The 19,008-nt window shown below is 62.3% G+C and carries 16 protein-coding genes; 8 read left to right on the top strand and 8 right to left on the bottom strand.

The window, feature by feature from the left end; translation table 11 throughout:
- Positions 1-37 precede the first annotated feature (37 nt).
- Positions 38-889, top strand: a complete 852-nt coding sequence (locus AVO45_RS17455) for an urea carboxylase-associated family protein (RefSeq protein WP_205627907.1) — start codon at positions 38-40, stop codon at positions 887-889.
- A 64-nt stretch (positions 890-953) separates the two neighbouring features.
- Here AVO45_RS17455 and deoD read toward each other — a convergent pair whose 3' ends face one another.
- The 3 genes from deoD to AVO45_RS17440 all read right to left on the bottom strand — a co-directional run bounded on the left by deoD (position 954) and on the right by AVO45_RS17440 (position 4,075).
- Positions 954-1,667, bottom strand: a complete 714-nt coding sequence (gene deoD, locus AVO45_RS17450; protein ID WP_068349570.1) for a purine-nucleoside phosphorylase — start codon at positions 1,665-1,667, stop codon at positions 954-956.
- A gap of 18 nt (positions 1,668-1,685) precedes the next feature.
- Complete coding sequence (locus AVO45_RS17445) at positions 1,686-2,003, bottom strand: H-NS histone family protein (protein ID WP_068349568.1); 318 nt, start codon at positions 2,001-2,003, stop codon at positions 1,686-1,688.
- Between the two features lie 104 nt (positions 2,004-2,107).
- Positions 2,108-4,075, bottom strand: a complete 1,968-nt coding sequence (locus tag AVO45_RS17440; protein WP_068349565.1) for a protein meaA — start codon at positions 4,073-4,075, stop codon at positions 2,108-2,110.
- Positions 4,076-4,220: 145 nt separating this feature from the next.
- On the opposite strand from AVO45_RS17440, the gene AVO45_RS17435 reads away from it, so the two are divergent.
- The 7 genes from AVO45_RS17435 to AVO45_RS17410 all read left to right on the top strand — a co-directional run bounded on the left by AVO45_RS17435 (position 4,221) and on the right by AVO45_RS17410 (position 11,145).
- Positions 4,221-5,618 carry a 1-acyl-sn-glycerol-3-phosphate acyltransferase gene (locus tag AVO45_RS17435; protein ID WP_068349564.1) on the top strand — a complete coding sequence of 466 codons (1,398 nt, stop codon included), beginning with the start codon at positions 4,221-4,223 and terminating at the stop codon, positions 5,616-5,618.
- Between the two features lie 113 nt (positions 5,619-5,731).
- Positions 5,732-7,018 carry a crotonyl-CoA carboxylase/reductase gene (gene ccrA, locus AVO45_RS17430; RefSeq protein ID WP_068349562.1) on the top strand — a complete coding sequence of 429 codons (1,287 nt, stop codon included), beginning with the start codon at positions 5,732-5,734 and terminating at the stop codon, positions 7,016-7,018.
- A 209-nt stretch (positions 7,019-7,227) separates the two neighbouring features.
- A complete protein-coding gene (locus AVO45_RS19835; RefSeq protein ID WP_157770197.1) occupies positions 7,228-7,446 on the top strand; it encodes a hypothetical protein in 219 nt (72 codons plus the stop codon).
- Positions 7,385-8,104, top strand: coding sequence for a helix-turn-helix transcriptional regulator (locus AVO45_RS17425; RefSeq protein WP_068349560.1), 720 nt, complete (start codon positions 7,385-7,387; stop codon positions 8,102-8,104). The genes AVO45_RS19835 and AVO45_RS17425 overlap by 62 nt, the downstream gene beginning before the upstream one ends.
- Before the next feature lie 83 nt (positions 8,105-8,187).
- Positions 8,188-8,826, top strand: a complete 639-nt coding sequence (locus AVO45_RS17420; protein ID WP_068349558.1) for an acyl-homoserine-lactone synthase — start codon at positions 8,188-8,190, stop codon at positions 8,824-8,826.
- A 61-nt stretch (positions 8,827-8,887) separates the two neighbouring features.
- Entirely contained in the window at positions 8,888-10,420 is a 1,533-nt protein-coding gene (locus AVO45_RS17415; protein ID WP_068349556.1) for an ATP-dependent DNA helicase, read from the top strand.
- On the top strand, positions 10,417-11,145 hold the full coding sequence (locus AVO45_RS17410; RefSeq protein WP_068349555.1) for an SDR family oxidoreductase: 729 nt from the start codon (positions 10,417-10,419) through the stop codon (positions 11,143-11,145). Before AVO45_RS17415 ends, AVO45_RS17410 begins: the two co-directional genes overlap by 4 nt.
- A gap of 120 nt (positions 11,146-11,265) precedes the next feature.
- On the opposite strand, the gene guaD is transcribed toward AVO45_RS17410, so the two are convergent.
- From guaD to xdhA, 5 genes are all read right to left on the bottom strand, one after another.
- Positions 11,266-12,588 (bottom strand): guanine deaminase, encoded by a 1,323-nt coding sequence (gene guaD, locus AVO45_RS17405; RefSeq protein WP_068349553.1) that lies wholly within the window; start codon positions 12,586-12,588, stop codon positions 11,266-11,268.
- A 62-nt stretch (positions 12,589-12,650) separates the two neighbouring features.
- Positions 12,651-14,252: a xanthine/uracil/vitamin C permease gene (locus AVO45_RS17400; RefSeq protein WP_068349552.1), complete on the bottom strand. Its 1,602-nt coding sequence runs from the start codon at positions 14,250-14,252 to the stop codon at positions 12,651-12,653.
- Between the two features lie 43 nt (positions 14,253-14,295).
- Positions 14,296-15,177, bottom strand: coding sequence for a xanthine dehydrogenase accessory protein XdhC (xdhC, locus tag AVO45_RS17395; protein WP_099045747.1), 882 nt, complete (start codon positions 15,175-15,177; stop codon positions 14,296-14,298).
- A 3-nt stretch (positions 15,178-15,180) separates the two neighbouring features.
- Positions 15,181-17,499 (bottom strand): xanthine dehydrogenase molybdopterin binding subunit, encoded by a 2,319-nt coding sequence (gene xdhB / locus AVO45_RS17390; RefSeq protein ID WP_068349550.1) that lies wholly within the window; start codon positions 17,497-17,499, stop codon positions 15,181-15,183.
- Between the two features lie 17 nt (positions 17,500-17,516).
- Positions 17,517-18,980 carry a xanthine dehydrogenase small subunit gene (gene xdhA, locus AVO45_RS17385; protein WP_068349548.1) on the bottom strand — a complete coding sequence of 488 codons (1,464 nt, stop codon included), beginning with the start codon at positions 18,978-18,980 and terminating at the stop codon, positions 17,517-17,519.
- Positions 18,981-19,008: the final 28 nt, after the last annotated feature.

The following is a 19,008-nucleotide window of genomic DNA, read 5'->3' as shown; positions in this document are numbered from 1 at the left end:
TGTCAGCTTGCGGCTAAGGATCAACGCGAGGCTGGCCATGACCAAACATCCCGCCCCACCTGACGCCGATGAACGCCGCGCCGTGGCGCCGGTGATCTGCTACCCCAACGACACCCTGCCCAAACCCGATCTCGCGCAGTATCGCGCGGCCCGCGATACTGCGGACAAGATCGGCGAAGTGCTGGTTCCGCCACGCGACGCGCGCTGCTTCGAGGTGCCTGCCGGGCATTTCTTTCGCATCACCTCGGTCGAGGGGCCGCAGGTCGGGGATTTGAACCTGTGGAACCTCAACGACCTGTCCGAGAGGTTCTACTCGGGCAAGACCCGTGCCTTGCATGGCACGCATCTCACGACCGGCGAGCGCATGTGGTCGAGCTTTCCGCGCCTGCGCCCGATGGCGACCATCATCGAGGACACGCTGGAGTGGTATGGCATCGACCAATATGGCGGCTCGGTGCATGACGTGATCGGAACGCGCTGCGACCCCTATACCGGCAATCTTCTGTCCGGCACGCAATACCATCATTGCTGTCACTCGAACCTGACACGCGCTCTTGCGGATCACCTCGGCATATCGCTGGCCGAGGCCGAGCCACATGTGCATGACGTCCTCAACGTCTTCATGTGCACAGGTTTCACGCGGGATACGGGGCAATACTTCATGAAGGCGTCGCCGGTCCGGCCGGGCGACTACCTGGAGTTTTTCGCCGAATTCGGCCTGCTGGGCAATCTGAGCGCCTGTCCGGGCGGCGACTGTTCGGCCGAGCATTCATCCGACGAGGCGGCCTGTTATCCGCTGCTGGTCGAAGTTTTCGCGCCCAAGGAGGGCGCGCTGGACGGCTGGAAAAGCCCCGCCCCGAGCGGTTACGACCGCAGCCACGGGCGGTAACGAGAAAAACCGGGCAGGGATGGCTCTGCCCGGTTGCTCTGACTATTGCGGCGTTGGTCGTGGTTCAGTCGGCGTCCGGGAAAGCGGCCCGCAAGGCAATCTCGACCATGTCGCCAAAGCTTTGCTCGCGCTCGTCCGAGGGCAGGGCTTCGCCGGTCAGCAGATGATCGGAGACCGTCAGAACCGCCAGCGCCCGGCACTTGTGGCGCGCGGCCAGGATATAGAGCTCGGCTGCCTCCATCTCGACGCCCAGGATTCCGTGACGAACCATCTGTTCGTTCAGGTCGGGGCGTTCGTCATAGAAAACGTCCGAGGAATAGATGCCGCCGATATGCGTGGGCGTGCCCTTGGCCTGCGCCGCGTCTGCGGCCGCCTGAAGCAGGCTCCAATCGGCGCAGGGCGCGAAATTCAACTCCCTGAGAATTCCGCGCGACGGGGTGCTGAGGGTCGTCGATGTCATGGCCAGAATGACGTCGCGGATTTTCACGCTGTCCTGCATGGCCCCGCATGACCCGATGCGGATCAGCGTTTTCGCGCCGTAATCGCGGATCAGTTCGTTCACATAAATAGAAAGCGACGGCATTCCCATGCCGCTTCCTTGAATTGTGACGCGGTTTCCTTTCCAGAAGCCGGTAAAACCGAGCATCCCACGCACGTTGTTTATCTGCTTTACGTCCGACAGGAATGTTTCCGCAGCCCATTTCGCGCGGTAGGGATCACCGGGCAGCAGAACGGTTTCCGCGATTTCGCCTTTTTCGGCGCCAATGTGAATTGTCATTTTCGAATCCAGATCTGGTCAGATTTCCAGGTCCGATATATCAGCCCCGTTCTTGAGCGCATCATGAATCCATTGTGGTTTGCGACCACGTCCAGTCCAGGTCTGCTCTGGATTCCGGGGGTTGCGGTATTTGGGTTTCGCCTTGGTCCCCTTGGTGCCGCGCCGAGCGTCTCCAGACAGTTCCGCCAAAGAGAAGCCAAACTGCGCGGCAGCTTTCTCGGCGGCTCTCAATGCTTCCTGCCGCTCCCTTTGTTCTGCGTCTTTCAGAGCAATCTCAATTTTGTCGCGCAATTCGAGAAGCTCTTTGCGCGACATTTTGTTCAGGTCAAATCCCATTTCATGCTCCGTTCGGCAGCAGCCGGATTAACGTGGTATGATAATTGCCACGTTAACCCATTCGGCTATTTTTTCCAGCCTGCAAATTCGGCAGGAGCGGGGATTTACTCTGCCGCCATCTCCGTGCTGCTGACCAGCGTCACGATATCGCTCATGATCGCATTCAATTCGAAATTCTTGGGCGTATAGACCTTGGCAACGCCCATGGCTTTCAGTCTTGCCGCGTCGTCATCGGGAATGATTCCGCCGACGACCACAGGGATGTCATCCCGGCCCTCTTCTCTGAGACGCTTCATTACCTCTTCGACCAGCGGGATATGGCTGCCGGAGAGGATCGACAGACCAATGACATGGGCGTCTTCCTCGATCGCCGAGGTGACGATTTCCTCGGGCGTCAGCCGGATGCCTTCATACGAGATGTCCATGCCGCAATCCCGCGCCCGGAAGGCGATCTGCTCGGCACCGTTGGAGTGACCGTCCAGCCCGGGTTTGCCAACCAGGAATTTCAGGCGGCGCCCCAGTTTGTCGCTGACAGCATCCACGGCTGCGCGCAGGTCTTCCAGTCCTTCGGTCTTGTTCGAGACCGAACCCGACACGCCGGTCGGGCCGCGATAGGTGCCGTAGGCCTTGCGCATCTCCTCGGCCCATTCGCCGGTGGTCACGCCCGCCTTGGCTGCGGCGATCGAGGGTTCCATGACATTGGCGCCGGTTCTGGCCGCCTCGCGCAGCGCCTCCAGTGCGGCCTTGACGGCCTCGTCATCGCGGTTTGCGCGCCATTCGTTGAGACGGGCGATCTGTTCCTGTTCCACCGCCGGATCGACGACCATGATGCCGCCATCCTCGGTCTGCAGGGGCGAAGGTTCGCCTTCCGTCCATTTGTTGACGCCGACGACGATGGTTTCATTGCGCTCGATGCGGTTCAGGCGTTCGGCGTTCGAATCTACCAGCCGCGACTTCATGTATTCGATCGCGGCCACCGCGCCACCCATGGAATCGAGATTGGCCAGTTCGGCGCGCGCCCCCTCCTTCAGTTCCTCGACCTTGGCGTCGACCACCGGGTTGCCGTCGAACAGGTCGCCATATTCCAGCAGGTCGGTTTCATAGGCCAGGATCTGCTGCATCCGCATCGACCACTGCTGGTCCCAGGGGCGCGGCAGGCCCAGGGCCTCGTTCCAGGCCGGCAGCTGCACCGCGCGGGCGCGTGCCTTTTTCGACAGGGTCACGGCCAGCATTTCGATCAGGATGCGGTAGACGTTGTTTTCGGGCTGCTGCTCGGTCAGGCCCAGCGAGTTGACCTGAACGCCATAGCGGAAACGGCGGAATTTCGGGTTTTCGACGCCGTAACGTTCCAGCAGGATTTCGTCCCAAAGGTCCACGAAAGCGCGCATCTTGCACATTTCGGTGACGAAACGGATGCCAGCATTCACGAAAAACGAGATGCGGCCGCACAGCGCCGGGAAATCCTCGGCCGGTACGCGCGGGCGCAGCTCGTCCAGAACGGCAATGGCTGTGGCCAGCGCATAGGCCAGTTCCTGTTCCGGCGTCGCGCCGGCCTCTTGCAAGTGATAGGAACACACGTTCATCGGGTTCCATTTCGGCACATTGGCGTAACAATATTCGGCCACGTCCGCGATCATCTTCAGCGAGGGTTTCGGCGGGCAGACATAGGTGCCGCGGCTCAGATACTCCTTGATCAGGTCGTTCTGGACCGTGCCCTGCAACTTGGAGATGTCGGCACCCTGTTCCTCGGCCACCGCGATGTAAAGCGCCAGCAGCCAGGGTGCGGTGGCGTTGATGGTCATCGAGGTGTTCATCTGCTCCAGCGGGATCTGGTCGAACAGAACGCGCATGTCGCCCAGATGGCAGATCGGCACGCCCACCTTGCCGACCTCGCCACGGGCCAAGGTGTGATCGCTGTCATAGCCTGTCTGCGTCGGCAGATCGAAGGCAACCGACAGACCGGTCTGCCCTTTGGCGAGATTGGTGCGGTAAAGCTCGTTCGAGGCTTTGGCTGTGGAATGACCGGCATAGGTCCGGATCAGCCAGGGGCGATCTTTCTGCGTCTGCGTCATTGGGCGGCCTCTCGGGTTAGTGGGCAATAATATTTCACAGCAACGTTCTAAATCGCAATTTTCGGGATATGTCAATTCGCTGCGTTGCGGCATGGGCAACTTTGCACAGATTGAGGCCAAAAGCGTTTGGTGGCAGGGTGCGCCAATGGACCGGACCGTTGAACTTCCGTTGTGGCTATTTCTGCTGATCGTGGTGTTTGCCGCGGTCACCTTCGCGTCGCATTTCCTGTTCCCTTCGGTCCGGTGGTTCTTTCGGCGGCGTCTGGAAAGAGCAGTCGCGCGCCTGAACCAGCGGTTGCAGCGCCCGATCCAGCCGTTCAAGCTGGCGCGCCGCCACGACATGATCCAGCGCCTGATCTACGATCCGCAGGTCGGTCAGGCCGTGCAGGAACATGCCAGGAAACACGAGATCCCCGAGGCCGTCGCTTTTGAACAGGCGCGCAGATACGCGCGCGAGATCGTTCCGTCCTTTTCGGCCTTTGCATATTTCAGCTTTGCCATCCGCGTGGCGCGTCTGTTGAGCAATGCCTTTTACGATGTGCGGCTGAGTTACGAAGATGAGAAGGCGCTGAAGGACATAGACCCCGATGCGACGGTCGTGTTCGTCATGAACCATCGCAGCAACATGGACTATGTTCTGGTGACCTACCTGGCGGCCAAGCAGTCGGCGCTGTCCTACGCGGTGGGGGAATGGGCGCGTGTCTGGCCGCTCAGCCGGCTGATCCGCGCGATGGGGGCCTATTTCATCCGCCGCAAGTCGGGAAGCGACCTCTACCGTCAGGTTCTGGCCTGCTACGTCCGCCATGCGACCGAAGCCGGAGTGACGCAGGCCATGTTCCCCGAAGGTGGTCTCAGCCTGTCGGGCGGGCTGGGCAGGCCGAAACTCGGGCTTTTGAAATATATCGTCGAGGGCACGGGCGCAGAGGCTCGGGATGTCGTGTTCGTGCCCGTTGCCCTGAACTATGACCGGGTGCTGGAAGACACGATCCTGACGGCGGCCGCATCCCGCAACGAAAGAAGGTTTCGCGCAAGGATAGGCGTCATTTCCAGATGGATCCTGAAACAGCTCTGGCGACGTCTGACCGGGCGGTACCGCAGATTCGGTCTGGCTTGTGTGCGCTACGGGCGGCCGGTTTCGCTGCGCGCGTTCCGGGCCCGGCAGAAGGGAGACGTGACAACGCCGCTGGCCCGCGATCTCATGGCGGCGATCGGGGCCGCGGTGCCCCTTGTTCCGGCTCCGGTGGCCTGCTGGTTGGTGCAGGCCAACGGCAAACTGCCAGAGCAAGAAGCTGTTTCCAGGGTCGCCGGGGTCATTCGCGGATTGGATGATCATGTGGAGCCGGACGCCGATGCCATCACGTTTGCGATCGATCAGCTTGTGGAGCGGCGCATATTGCTGCGGGAAAACCGATTCCTGATGCCCGCCAAAGAGCGTAGGCACCTGATGGAATACTATGCCCGATCTGTCTCGCACCTTCTGGGAGCCCCGAATCCGGACAATTCTGCGACTGCAAAGGGCGTTTCTGCGACCGCAGGGTCATAAAATTACAAAATATGACTGGAAATCTATTGCATTGTTGCTTGGAGGTTAATATCCCATCCAAGGAAGGCCGCGATTCTGCGTTGCGGCAACAGTTTTGAGCGAAGGAGGCCACTATGGCTTTGGACACCGACAGCGGCATCGCGTCTTACGAAGCGCCGGAAAAAGACCTCTACGAGATGGGAGAGATCCCGCCGATGGGGTATGTGCCCAAGAAGATGTATGCTTGGGCCATCCGCAAGGAACGTCACGGCGAGCCCAATACAGCCATGCAGATGGAAGTCGTGGACGTGCCGGAACTGGACAGCCACGAGGTGCTGGTTCTGGTGATGGCCGCGGGCGTAAACTACAACGGTGTCTGGGCTGCGTTGGGCAAGCCGATCAGCCCCTTTGACGGTCACAAGGCCCCGTATCACATCGCGGGCTCGGATGCTTCGGGTATCGTCTGGGCCGTGGGCGACAAGGTCAAGCGTTGGAAGGTGGGCGACGAGGTCGTCATCCACTGCAACCAGGATGATGGCGACGACGAGGAATGCAACGGTGGCGACCCGATGTATTCGCCCAGCCAGCGGATCTGGGGTTACGAGACCCCGGACGGCTCTTTTGCCCAGTTCACCAACGTGCAGGCGCAACAGCTGATGCCGCGCCCCAAGCACCTGACCTGGGAAGAAAGCGCCTGCTACACGCTGACCCTGGCCACCGCCTATCGTATGCTGTTCGGACACGAGCCGCATGATCTGAAGCCGGGCCAGAACGTTCTGGTCTGGGGGGCTTCGGGCGGTCTGGGCTCCTATGCGATCCAGCTGATCAACACGGCCGGCGCCAACGCCATCGGCGTGATCTCGGACGAAAGCAAGCGCGACTTCGTCATGGGGCTGGGCGCCAAGGGCGTCATCAACCGCAAGGACTTCAACTGCTGGGGCCAGTTGCCCACGGTGAACACGCCCGAATATGCCGAGTGGTTCAAGGAGGCCCGCAAGTTCGGCAAGGCGATCTGGGATATCACCGGCAAGGGCGTGAATGTCGACATGGTGTTCGAACACCCGGGTGAAAGCACCTTCCCGGTTTCGACCTTCGTCGTGAAGAAGGGCGGCATGGTGGTGATCTGTGCTGGCACCACCGGTTACAACCTGACCTTTGACGTGCGTTACATGTGGATGCACCAGAAGCGTCTGCAGGGCTCGCACTTTGCGCATCTCAAGCAGGCCTCGGCCGCAAACAAGCTGATGCTGGAGCGGCGTCTGGATCCCTGCATGTCCGAGGTGTTCACCTGGGCAGATCTGCCCGAGGCGCACATGAAGATGATGCGCAACGAGCACAAGCCCGGCAACATGTCCGTTCTGGTGCAATCGCCGCGCACCGGCCTGCGCACGCTCGAAGAGGTTCTCGAAGCCCGCGGCTGATCGGAACCAAACAGGCCAATCGGATTGCCCGCGAATCACCTTTGTGGTTTGCGGGCATTTTTTGCGCGAGATTGGGGACAAGAAGTATCAAATGCTTGCCAGTTGCCGCCTCGCTGTTTTTGGGGAGTAGAAAGCAGCGAGTATTTCTTAATGGACGACACATGCTAAGGTTGTGTTAACCATTCATTAACCACTTCGAGGAGACTCTGATGCCGAACAACGATTGGATATTGGACGTTCTATCGGACCTCAAAACCTTCGCCGCCGCGAACGGGTTGAGTGCGCTGGCCGAGCAGCTTGACGACACCAGACTGATCGCCGCTGCCGAGATTGCGTTCAAGAACGAAGAGGCACTGGCGCCCGCGAATGGGAACAAAGGTCGAATTGAACCCGGTCCTCGAGGAATTGGACAGCACCAGCACGCTTGAGGGGCTAGAGCAAATCGCCATTGCGCTCCGGGACAGGTTGGAGATCCGCCACGTCGTTTACCATTGGGTTGACAGCGCCGGAGATCAATATGGTTGCACAACCTATCCCGACGCTTGGGTCCAGCGATACCAGGAGCGCAACTACCACCGGATAGATCCTGTCATAATCGGCTGCTTTCAAAGGTTTCACCCGATCGATTGGAAGAGTCTGGACTGGTCAGGAAAGACTTCAAAGGCGTTCTTGCAGGATGCCTTGCAGCACGGCGTCGGAAATCAGGGCTATTCCATACCGATCCGAGGTCCGAATGGTCAGTTCGCACTCTTTACCGTCAACCACTCCTGCACCGATGAAGTCTGGCGGCAAATCACCCAGGCCTATGGCCGGGATCTGATTCTGATCGCCCACTATTTCAATCGAAAGGCGCTGGAGTTCGAAAGCAATCGGCAGCCCGAGGTTTCGCGCTCGCTGTCGCCACGCGAAATCGACGTGATGACGTTGCTGGCATTGGGATACAGCCGCGCCCAGGTGGCGCATTCCCTTTCGATCTCCGAGCATACGCTCAGAGTCTATATCGAAAGCGCCCGCTTCAAGCTTGGTGCCCTGAATACAACCCATGCGATAGCCACCTCCATGAGCCGTGGGCTGATCGTGGTTTAACGACCGGTCGGGCCGCTGACCGGAAATTAACCATAGGCCCGTACCCCCTTTGTTCCGGATGTGAGCAGCAAGGGGAGCAAGCCGTGATCAGGTATCTTTATGCAGACGAGTTGAAGAACCACCCAAAACTGGCCGAAGGAATGTTTCGCGACCGCGCGGATCAGTTCAAGACCCGTTTGGGCTGGGATGTGCATGTCAACGAGAGGGGCGAGGAACGCGATCAGTACGACGACCTGAATCCGCTTTACGCGATCTGGGAAGAAGAGGACGGCAGCCACGGCGGCTCGATGCGGTTTCTGCCGACGACCGGCCCGGTGATGGTCAACGACGTGTTCGGCCACCTGACCGGAGGCGCACCGATCCGTAGTCCTCTGATCTGGGAGGTCACACGGTTCTGCCTGTCGCGCACGGCCAGCCCACGAACGGCAGGGGCGATCATGCTGTGCGGAGGCGAGGTGATGGAGGGCTTTGGCCTGACACATATCGCCGGCGTGTTCGATGCGCGCATGGTGCGGATCTATCGCCTGATCGGCTCTTCGCCCGAAATCCTAGGCTCGGAAGGGACCGGACGGGACCGAATTTCGGTCGGGCTGTGGCCGTTCTCACCTGCCGATTGCACGCGCGTCGCAGAACGTGCGGGCATCCCCAGAGAGCTTTCTCGCATGTGGTTCAATGCGGCCTTCGGCAAGGCGGAAAGGCCGCGTTTCGCCCGTTCCGCATGAGTTTCCGGAAAAGCTGAAACTGCATCTGGCGGTGATTGGCGCGGCCTAGTAGGGTCGCGCCATGCCCTTGCCGAAAGTGACATTTTCCGACGATCAGGCGACCGCCTATGACCGCATCGCAGAAATGCTGCGGTCGGCCGGCGTGGACCTGCAAGACGAAGCCCTGCTGAAAATGCCGACCACCGGAAAATCCGGTGTCATGGCGGTGATCGGCAAGGCGGGATCCGGCAAGACGTTGCTGCTGGCCGAGCTGTACAAGGCGCTGGCCGAGGCCGGCGTGAACGTGGTGTCGGGCGATTTTGAAAGCCGCAAGTCACGCGACAAACGCACGCTGGCGATACTTGCGCCGACGAACAAGGCCGCCAGCGTTCTGCGCCTGCGCGGCGTTCCCGCGACCACGATCCACCGAATCCTCTATACGCCCGTCTATGACCCGGAATACGAGCGTATCGCCGAATGGCTCGCCGGCAACGACGAACGCCCCGAAATCGAAGGGCTGACCGACGAAGCGCTGGACCGGGCGGCGGCTTTTTATGCCAACAACAAGTCCATCCCCGGCGCGCTGGCTGCGGCCGGGCTGCGGGGGTCGGATTTCATCACCGGCTGGAAACGCCGCGACGAGCCGCTGGATATCGGTTTCGTCGACGAGGCATCGATGCTGGACGACCGGCAGTTCGAAGACCTGCAGGAAATCTTTCCGACCCTGCTGCTGTTTGGCGACCCGGCACAGCTGGCTCCGGTGAACCAGTCCGGCTCGATGGTGTTCGACACCTTGCCCGAAGAACGCAAGCTGACCCTGCATCGCATTCACCGTCAGGATGCCGACAACCCGATCCTGGATCTGGCCCATGCCCTGGCCGATCCCGCGCTCGGGTTCGAGGATTTCGAGCGGCTGGTGGAACAGACCGCCCGACAGGATGACAGGGTGGTCTGGGGGCAACGGGTCGAGGTCGATCTCATGGCCCGCAGCCCCGTTCTGGTCTGGCGCAACGCAACGCGGATCAGGCTGATCAACGCCTTCCGACACGTCCACGGTGCCCCGGAAACCGAGTTGCTCCCGGGCGAGCCCCTGATCTGCGACGGGATCGAACTGCCGCTCAAGCACAGGAAGAAACGGCTGGACCTCGAAGCGCGGGGCCTCATCAAGGGGGCGCAGGTGATCTATCTCGGGCCGGGGCGCAAACCGGGCTTTTCGCGCCTGCATGTGATCGGGGCCGAAGACCCGCAGGTCAGCGCGGCCTCGATCGTCAAGATCGAGAAGCCGGACGAGGAAGAGCCATTCATCCCCTACGCGGCCCGCATGGGGGCGACCTTTCTGCATGGGGCGGCGGTCACCATCCACAAGGCGCAGGGGTCGCAATGGGATACGGTTCAGGTCTTTGCCCCCGATCTTTATGCGGCGGCCCGTATGGGGCGCACCGAGGCGGGGCAGCCCCTCTGGAAGCGGCTGGCCTATGTCGCCATCACCCGGGCGCAGGAACGCCTGATCTGGGTGGTGCGCAATCGTCTGTCGAAACCGACGCATGAATTGCGGGTGGACGACCTGAAACAAGCCCCGGCTGCGGCCCTGACCCTGGAGGCGGAGGAGACATGAAGACGATCATCGTGACCGGGGCAAGCTCGGGTATAGGCCGCGCGTCGGCGGAACTGTTCCTGTCAGAGGGATGGAAGGTCGGGTTGCTGGCGCGCCGGGCTGATGTGCTGGAGAGAATGGCGGAAGGCAAGCCGAACGCGCTGCCCCTGGTGGCCGACGTGACGGATCCAGAGGCGGTGACGAGTGCCTTTGACACGTTCGTCGCGTGGGCCGGGCGGCTGGATGTCCTGTTCAACAATGCAGGCATATTCGCACCCGGCGGCACGATCGACGAAATCGCGCTCGAGGACTGGTATCAGAGCGTCGATGTCAACCTGAACGGCATGTTCCTGTGCGCCAGGGCGGCGTTCAAGGCCATGCGGCGCCAAGACCCGCAGGGCGGACGCATCATCAACAACGGCTCGATCGCGGCACATGTGCCGCGCCCGAACTCGGTGCACTACACGGCGACCAAACACGCGATCACCGGCCTGACCCGCAGCCTGTCGCTGGACGGGCGTTCTTTCGGCATCGCCTGCGGGCAGATCGACATCGGGAATGCCCGCACGCCCATCGTTCAGGGGCTGGTGGATGCTGCCCTGGCCGAGGGCAGGGAGCCCGACCCCACGATGGCGGTCGAGGATGCGGCGCGATCGGTGCTGCACATGGCCAGTCTGCCGCCCGAGGCAAACGTTCAATTCATGACCGTCATGGCGACGACAATGCCCTATATCGGGCGAGGCTGATGCCTTGGGTTCAGGGCTCATTACCAGAAGATGACGGTTGCTGCGAGGGGGACGGTTGACAGGCGACAGGGCAAATGGCGTCCGTCGACAACCGCGTCTCGACATATCCGGTGCCTGTCGTCAGACGCAGTGAATGGCGCGCGATTCCGTCTTGGACTTGCTGGCAGCGCCTGACACATAAACCTCTTCGATCGCGCGGTCGTCGCCCATCATCTGAAGCACGAACAATTCTTCGGCAAGGCTGCTTGCGCGCTCCATCCGCAGGGCCATGGCCGGGGTGCTGCGCGCGTTGAGAACGACGACGTCCGCCTCGCTGCCCGGATCCAAGGTTCCGATCTTGTCCTCCAGGCCCAAGACGCAGGCATTGCCGCGGGTGGCCCAATGAAAGGCTTGCAGCGGATGAAGGGCAACGCCTTGCAGTTGCAGCACCTTGTACCCTTCATTCAGGGTCTGGAGCATGGAGTAGCTGGTGCCCGCCCCCACATCGGTTGCAATTCCGTTGGAAATCCCGCGCGCGCTCAGACCGGCCTGATCGAACAGGCCGCTGCCCAGAAACAGGTTCGAGGTCGGGCAAAACACCGGATGCGCCCCGGTCTGGGCCAGGGCATCGATCTCGCGCGGCTCAAGATGGATGGCATGGCCCAGCAATGTCTTTGGTCCGAGCAATCCATAGGATTGATAAACGTCCAGATAGTCGCGCGCCTGCGGGTATAGCTGGGCAGTATAGGCGATCTCGTCGCGGTTTTCCGACAGATGCGTCTGGATGTGACAGTCGGGATGCTCCGCCGCAAGCGCCCGGGCCATTTCCATCTGTTCGGGCGTGGACGTGATCGCGAAGCGCGGGGTAATGACATAGCCGCCGCGGCCCTTGCCGTGCCAGTCGGATATCAGTGCCTTGGTGTCGTCATAGCCCGATTGCGGCGTGTCGCGCAGCCCGTCCGGTGCGTTCCGGTCCATCAGAACCTTGCCGCCAAGCATCCGCATGTTGCGCCGGACCGCCTCGGCAAAGAAGGCATCCGCCGAGGATCTGTGAACCGAGCAGTAGGCAACCGCAGTCGTCGTGCCATGCGTGATGAGCTGATCGTAGAAGGCCTGCGCCATCCGCGCGCAATGCGCCTCGGATGCAAACCGGGTCTCTTCCGGGAAAGTGTAGTCGTTGAGCCAATCCAACAGCTGCGCGCCCCACGAGGCGATCACCTGCACCTGCGGGAAATGGATATGCGTGTCGATGAAACCCGCCATCAACAGGTGCGGCCGATGATCCGTGACCGGGACATCACCGGCCTGCGCGGCGACCTCGGTAAAGGGGCCGGACTGTTCGATGATTCCATTCCGGATCAGCAGAGCGCCGTCTTCGAGATAGGTATAGGCGCCGGTATCGGCGCCGGTCCGGGGTTCGCGATGAAAGGTCAGCAGACGGCCGCGCAGCATTTTCCGTGTCATTGAAGGTCTCATTCTTTCAAAGATTGGGGACGGGGCGGCCCTTGGGCCGCCCCGCCAAGGGGTCAGGCCTCGTAGGCCGGAGAGTCGTCGTCGATCAGATCCGGCTCATCGGGTACGATGACCCGGTGTTCCAGGTCCTCTTTCCGAGCAAGCGCCGGGTAGAAGTAGAGGAATGCCCCGACGATCAGGTAGCCAACGGTGATCCCGTCGATCTGCGGCATCTGCAGCGTGTAGGCGTGGATGATCCCGACCGATGACATCACGGCGGCGCTGACCGAAAATGCGGCGGCCATGCGGAACCGGCCGTCGATCACGTCGGCAACGATGGCGCCCCAGATCAGGCCGGTGATGATCGCACCCTGGCTGAGGGCAAGATGGCCTTCGTAATGCGCTCCTTCCATCAGAAGCGCCGCCGTCAGGCCTTCATCCCCCAGGCTGGGCAGACCTTCGACTCCGGTGCTGCGCAGCGCGTTCATCAGTGACCCCCACTTGACCATCAGGAAGGCCGAGATATGCGGCAGGATCGCGAACGAGACCGCGGCCATGTGCATCGGTTTCACGGCCCATGCGGTATTGGTGATCAAACTCACCGAGACAAAGACCAGCACCGGTGCTGCCGCCGCAATCGGGATCAGCCCCGCAAGGAAGGACAAAAAGCCAAGGAACGCGGCTGCGGCGACCACGACGGCCACAGCGACGATATATCCGGCATGCGCGTCCAGCCGCTTGTAGGCCGGATGGCCGATATAGACCGTTGTCGGAAAGGGCGAGCCGAACAGAGCGCCCAGCATGGTGCCCGCCCCATCCGTCACCTGGCATAGCCCGACCGGGTAGTGATCGCCGGCGGCTTCGGCCGATTCCACGTTGTTCATCGTTTCGATGAAGTTGTAGATCTGCACCGGGATCAGAACCAGGAACAGCTCGGGGTTTGCGAACAGGTATTGCACGCCCACGACGAGGTCGCCGAAATAGGGGATCGGCGGATAGAACCCGATGCCGCTGACATCGATCCTGGATTCGCCGAGTATCAGCGCGATCACGGTACCGGCCGCGATGGCGACAAGTCCTGCGGGAACGTTGCCCGGCAGGCGAAAGCGCCCGATCAGCCCCCACAGGATGAACAGAAGCGACGTGAACCCGATGATGGGGTGTTCGAAGATTTCGGCCAGCGGCACGGAACCGATGAAGACCAGCGCGATGCCGCACAGCGTGCCCAGCATCCCGGCACGCGGCGTGATCCGCTTGAGATGCGGCCCGACGACGGCGCCCAGGGCAGCCACGATGCCGCCCATGAACCCGGCGCCGATACCCACCTGCCAGGCCAGCATCGGGTCATCCGTGGCCCAGTAGATCGGCCCGATCACGCCGAACAGATAGACGAACATCACCGGCGTCGAGATGCCATAGGGCAGGGCAGTGACATCCTTGCCCTGCCGTGTCGCGGACCACTTGGCCATGAAGGCATAGACGGCGACCCCGGCCAGGATCGCGATTGCCGCGCCGGGCACGATGCGGCCGAACACAATGCCAGCCGGCATCTGGAACACGAACTGGCAGACCCCGGACAGGATCAGCAGATTGACCAGGTTGTCGGTAAAGAGCGCCCAGAAGGCGCTGAAGTCGCTGCGTGTGAACAGCTTGTATTCATAGGTTTTCCCGTCCATGACGGTCTCCTCCTCTGATAGAACCGGAACGGCCGGACGGGTGTCAGGCCGATCTCCCTTTCCGGTCGTTATGGTGGCCCTGGACGGGCGCTTGGGTTGCCCCGGCTGGGGCGGTCGCGGCAGTTTCAGAGGTCAATTCAGCCATCACCTCAGCCACCACGAAGGCGGCGATGACGCTGGGCCGCTTGTCGCGGCTACCGCTTGCCCCGATGGGGCAATTCAGTTGTTCGATGGATAGTCCGCCACAGTTCCTGTGCGCCCAGTTCTTCAGCTTGGCGCGCTCGGTCGCAGACCCGATCATCCCGACATAGGCGGCGTCGTCCCGTTCCAGCGCCGCCGATGTCAGAAGAAAGTCCAGCCCGTGGTCGTGGGTCAGAATGATGAAGGCGCTGCCGGCAGGGGCGGTCCAGATCTCCGCCTCGGGCAGGGCGCTGACCCGGGTCTCGACCGCGGCCGTGCATTGCTCGATTTCTTCGGCGCGGGTGTCGATCAGGATGCAATGGACAGGCAGGTGCTGAAACAGATCGGCCAGCGCCCGCCCGACATGACCCGCACCCATGACATAGACATGGGGCCGCGTTTCGTCGGTCCGGGTCGCGCGGTCAACTGCTGCCCGCTTGTCCGAGCTGCGCATCCGCGACAGCCGCAGCTCGACCCGCCCGCCGCAGCATTGCCCGATTTCCGGGCCCAGCGGAACGTCCAGATCCCTTTGCAGTGCCCCGTCGCGCAGCATCTCGCGCGCCGCATCAATGGCGATGAATTCCAGTTGGCCACCACCGATGGTTCCCCAAATCGCATCCGGGGCCACGAACATCTCGGTGCCCGTGTTGCGCGGCGAGGATCCCCGCACGCGGGTCACCTCAACGCGGATCACCGATGCCTGCGCGGACAGGAACGCGTCCAGCGAACGGGCGGACAGGGCCATCGGTCAAGGCCCTGCCTGCAGCCGCGCAACGGCCATCAGAACCCGCTCGGGCGTGGCCGGCGCATCCAGCCGTGGACATTCCCGATAGTCGGCTACCGAAGCCACCGCCATGGACAGCGCCTCGAAGACCGAGATCCCCAGCATGAAGGGCGGCTCGCCTACCGCCTTGGAGCGCTTGATGGTCAGCTCGCGGTTTTCCGACCAGTCGGCGAGCTTCACGTTGAAGACGCGCGGACGGTCCGAGGCCAGCGGGATCTTGTATGTCGAGGGTGCATGGGTGCGCAGCCGGCCGGCATCGTCCCACCACAGCTCTTCGGTGGTCAGCCAGCCCATCCCCTGAACAAAGGCCCCTTCGACCTGCCCCTTGTCGAGGGCTGGGTTCAGAGACCGGCCGACATCGTGCAGGATGTCCGTGCGATCCACGCGGTATTCGCCGGTCAGGGTATCGATCGTGACCTCGGAACAGGAGGCGCCGTAGGCATAGTAATAGAACGGGCGCCCCTGGCCCCTGGCCCGGTCCCAGTGGATCTTGGGGGTCTTGTAGAAACCGGCCGCCGACAGTTGCACCCGTGCCAGATACGCCTGCTTGATGAATGCGTCGAAGGCCAGTTCGTCCTGACCGATCCGCACGGTGTTCGGCAGAAAGCGCACCTCGTCCGGTGAGACGCCCCAGGTCTCGGCGGCGAATTTCACCAGCCGTGCCTTGATCTGTTCAACCGCGTCCAGCGCGGCCATGCCGTTGAGGTCGGTGCCGCTCGAGGCCGCGGTGGCCGAGGTGTTGGGCACCTTCTCGGTGGTCGTCCTGGTGATCTTGATCCGGCCGATATCGACCTGGAAGGCCTCGGCCACCACTTGCGCGACCTTGGTATTCAGCCCCTGGCCCATTTCCGTGCCGCCGTGATTGAGGTGGATCGAGCCGTCATTGTAGACATGCACCAGCGCGCCCGCCTGGTTGTACCAGGTGGCCGTGAAGGAGATTCCGAACTTCACGGGTGTCAGCGCGATGCCCCTTTTCAGGACTGGCGAGGTCTTGTTGAAGGTGATGATGTCCTGCCGGCGCCGACGATAGTCGGACGTCTGTTCCAACTCTGCGACCAGCCGGTCCAGAATGTTGTCCTCGACCTTCTGATGATAGGGTGTCACGTTCCGGTCATCCGGGCCGTAGAAATTCGCCTTGCGCACATCCAGCGGATCCTGCCCGGTGGCATAGGCGATCTCCTCGATCATCCGTTCGGCCGCGATCACGCCCTGCGGCCCGCCAAACCCGCGAAACGCGGTGTTCGACACCGTGTTGGTCTTCATCGGCCGGCTGTTGAGGCGCACATTCGGATAGAAATAGGCGTTGTCGGCATGGAACAGCGCCCGGTCGGTCACCGGCCCAGACAGATCGGCCGAGAATCCGCAGCGGGCGGCGAAACACCCCTCGACCGCCTGAATGCGGCCCGCATCGTCAAAGGCCACGTCATAGTCGATCACGAAGTCATGGCGCTTGCCGGTGGCGGTCATGTCCTGATCCCGGTCCGGGCGGATCTTGACGGCGCGGTTCCACTTCTTGGCGGCCAGGGCCGCAACCGCACAGAACAGGTTCATCTGGCTTTCCTTGCCCCCGAACCCGCCGCCCATGCGGCGCACGTTCACCACGACGGCATTGGACGGCACGCCAAGAACATGCGCCACCATGTGCTGGGCCTCGGACGGGTGCTGGGTCGAGCAATGAACGATCACGTCGTCGTCCTCGCCGGGGATGGCAAGGGCGATCTGCCCTTCCAGGTACATGTGGTCCTGGCCGCCGACCCGCATACGGCCCCTGATCCGGTGCGGCGCATCGGCCTGTGCCGCCGAAACATTCCCGCGCTCCAGTTTCAGCGGGGCGGTGACATGAGGATAGCCGGCCTTCTGCGCAGCAACGGGATCCAGCGCGTGCGGCAGGGTTTCGTACGCGACCTGCGCCCGCTCGGCCGCGCGCCGGGCGATGTCGCGGGTTTCCGCGACCACGGCGAACAGGGGCTGGCCGTGGAACTGGATTTCATCTGTCGGGAAAACCGGCTCGTCCTTCAGACCCGTCGGGCTGATGTCGTTGGCCCCGGGAATATCGGCAGCAGTCAGAACGCCAACAACGCCCGGCATGGCGAGAACCTCGGTGAAATCGATGTCCAGAAGTTTCGCATGCGCCACGTCGGACACGCCGAGATAGGCGTGCAGGCTGCCTTCGGGCAGGGCGATGTCGTCTGTATAGTCGGCCCGTCCGGTGACATGCTTGACCGCGCTGTCATGGGTTTGGTCGGTATGGGCGGACCCGGTGATGGAAACGGTGTCTTTCATCGTGTCGGCTCCTCGTGTCAGGCGCTGGCCAGTTGGATGGGGCTGTCGGTCCGGGTGTCGTGTTCCAGAAAGAAACGACGCAGCAGGTTCTGCGCGGACAGCATTCGATACTCGGCCGAGGCGCGCCAATCCGTCAGGGGCGTGAAGTCGTTGGCCAGCGCCTGCGCGGCGGCTTCGAAACTCGCGCGGGTCCAGGGTTTGCCGGTCAACGCGGCCTCGGCCTGCGGAGCGCGCTTGGGCGTGGCAGCCATGCCGCCAAAGGCGATGCGCGGGTTGCGAATGACGCCATCTGAAACGCTCATGTGGATACCCGCGGCCACTGACGAGATGTCCTCGTCCCTTCGTTTGGAAATCTTGTAGGCGGCATCCAGATCGCCGGGTTCCGGCAACGGCACACGGATGCACTCGACGAACTCGTCCGCCCGACGGTCCTGCTTGCCGTAGTCGATGAAGAAGTCTTCCAGTGGCAGCATCCTGCGTTCGGACCCTCGGCGCAGCGTGATCTCTGCGCCAAGCGCGATCAGGACCGGGGGCGTGTCCCCGATCGGAGAGCCGTTGGCGATGTTGCCGCCTACGGTTCCCATGTTCCGCACCTGCCACCCTGCGATGCGATCCCAATACGAGGACAGGTGCGGCAGGTGGCTGGTCAGAAGTTCCTGACAATCGGTGTAGCTGGCGCCGGCACCGATCAGTAGAGAGGATCCCTGCCGTTGAACTGTCTTCAATCCGTCGAGATGGCCGGTGAATATGGCCGGCCCGATCCGGCGCAGAAACTTGGTGACCCACAGGCCCACATCGGTCGCCCCCGCGACGATCGTGGCCCCGGGGTAGGTTTGCAGGCACTGGGCCAGATCGTCCACGTCCGCCGGAAGTATGCTCAGGTTGTCTTCGGGGCCGGTCACCACGCGGCGGCCGTCCTGCAGGGCGGCAAGCCGCGCGGTCATGGTCTCACGCTCGGTGCTCAGATGGTCCGAGGCGGGGGTGCCGTAACGGCTGACCGCAACCGCGGCCCGGATGATCGGCTCGTATCCGGTGCAGCGGCACAGGTTGCCCTGAAGCGCGGTTTCGACCTGCGCCTCGGTCGGCTCGGGCGTCTGCATCCACAGGGCATAGAGCGCCATGACGAAACCCGGCGTGCAGAACCCGCACTGACTGCCGTGATGATCGACCATTGCCCGCTGAACCGGGTGCAGTCGGCCATCGGGTCCGGACAAATGCTCGACCGTCACCACATGACAGCCATCGACCGAGGCCAGAAACCGGATGCACGCGTTGACCGGCGCATAGCTGAGCCCCGAAGCGCCGAGCCGCCCGACCAGCACGGTGCAGGCGCCGCAGTCGCCCTCGGCACAGCCCTCCTTGGTTCCGGTCAGACGGCGGTCCAGGCGGAGAAAATCCAGAAGCGTCTGGTCCGCGGCCACGTGTGGAACGGACACGTCCCGGCCATTCAGGATAAATCGAATGTCGGTGCGATGCGTCATGGTCTTCCCCCTTTTCCCGGGTCTTGCA

Origin of the sequence: Ruegeria marisrubri (assembly GCF_001507595.1) — a bacterium.
Lineage (GTDB): Bacteria > Pseudomonadota > Alphaproteobacteria > Rhodobacterales > Rhodobacteraceae > Ruegeria > Ruegeria marisrubri.
This window is presented reverse-complemented; position numbering and strand designations above follow the sequence as displayed.

Bases quoted from the DNA above. Each gene is read 5' to 3' on its own strand.
- AVO45_RS19835 (WP_157770197.1), top strand. From the start codon at position 7,228: ATGCCGAACAACGATTGGATATTGGACGTTCTATCGGACCTCAAAACC.
- AVO45_RS17415 (WP_068349556.1), top strand. From the start codon at position 8,888: ATGCCCTTGCCGAAAGTGACATTTTCCGACGATCAGGCGACCGCCTAT.
- xdhB (WP_068349550.1), bottom strand. From the start codon at position 17,499: ATGAAAGACACCGTTTCCATCACCGGGTCCGCCCATACCGACCAAACC.
- AVO45_RS17440 (WP_068349565.1), bottom strand. From the start codon at position 4,075: ATGACGCAGACGCAGAAAGATCGCCCCTGGCTGATCCGGACCTATGCC.
- AVO45_RS17445 (WP_068349568.1), bottom strand. From the start codon at position 2,003: ATGGGATTTGACCTGAACAAAATGTCGCGCAAAGAGCTTCTCGAATTG.
- ccrA (WP_068349562.1), top strand. From the start codon at position 5,732: ATGGCTTTGGACACCGACAGCGGCATCGCGTCTTACGAAGCGCCGGAA.
- xdhA (WP_068349548.1), bottom strand. From the start codon at position 18,980: ATGACGCATCGCACCGACATTCGATTTATCCTGAATGGCCGGGACGTG.
- guaD (WP_068349553.1), bottom strand. From the start codon at position 12,588: ATGACACGGAAAATGCTGCGCGGCCGTCTGCTGACCTTTCATCGCGAA.
- AVO45_RS17435 (WP_068349564.1), top strand. From the start codon at position 4,221: ATGGACCGGACCGTTGAACTTCCGTTGTGGCTATTTCTGCTGATCGTG.
- deoD (WP_068349570.1), bottom strand. From the start codon at position 1,667: ATGACAATTCACATTGGCGCCGAAAAAGGCGAAATCGCGGAAACCGTT.
- AVO45_RS17410 (WP_068349555.1), top strand. From the start codon at position 10,417: ATGAAGACGATCATCGTGACCGGGGCAAGCTCGGGTATAGGCCGCGCG.
- xdhC (WP_099045747.1), bottom strand. From the start codon at position 15,177: ATGGCCCTGTCCGCCCGTTCGCTGGACGCGTTCCTGTCCGCGCAGGCA.
- AVO45_RS17425 (WP_068349560.1), top strand. From the start codon at position 7,385: ATGGGAACAAAGGTCGAATTGAACCCGGTCCTCGAGGAATTGGACAGC.
- AVO45_RS17455 (WP_205627907.1), top strand. From the start codon at position 38: ATGACCAAACATCCCGCCCCACCTGACGCCGATGAACGCCGCGCCGTG.
- AVO45_RS17400 (WP_068349552.1), bottom strand. From the start codon at position 14,252: ATGGACGGGAAAACCTATGAATACAAGCTGTTCACACGCAGCGACTTC.